This is a genomic window from Brochothrix campestris FSL F6-1037, from assembly GCF_000525915.1.
Lineage (GTDB): Bacteria > Bacillota > Bacilli > Lactobacillales > Listeriaceae > Brochothrix > Brochothrix campestris.
On the sequence record NZ_AODH01000117.1, the window covers coordinates 1 to 528 of the forward strand.

Sequence of the window (528 nt, forward strand, 5' to 3'; positions counted from 1 at the left end):
GTAAAGGATGTAAAACAACCTTTATCGCTTCAACTTCGATGGTAAAACGAAATTGTTTTATCTCCAAACGTGTCATCCAAACACTAGCTGCCGAAGGACAGTTTATTACTTCTGAAAAAGATATCGCTTTTAGACAGAGTGTTTCAACAACTACTGTTAATCGTGCTTTACACTAATTGTCTCCTCAATTCAAACCGAACTAGCACAGCAATTACTGATTGCGCTAAAACACAAAAATTTCCCTGCTTACCAATCATTGATTCAGACTAAAAAACCTTTCGTTTCTTCACAACTGAAACGCAGTTTAAAAAACATTAAACAAGCATTTACCTGCAATCGAAAATAGCTTTAAATACGAGGATTCCAACGGGCATTTAGGAGGGATCAATAACAAAATAAAAGTGATTAAACGGATTTCGTTTGGTTACCGTAACTTTTCAAATTTCAGAAACAGGATTCTACTCGGATTCAATCATAAACGCATCGCTCCCAACTCGTAATTAATTGACTCTTTACTGTCTTTTAATA

Annotated in this window: 1 pseudogene; it reads left to right on the forward strand. The window is 35.0% G+C overall.

Going from position 1 to position 528, the window contains the following annotated elements:
- Nucleotides 1–311: 311 nt before the first annotated feature.
- Nucleotides 312–500 (forward strand): annotated as a pseudogene (locus BCAMP_RS13330) (transposase); the annotation flags it as partial.
- Between the last annotated feature and the right edge of the window lie 28 nt (nucleotides 501–528).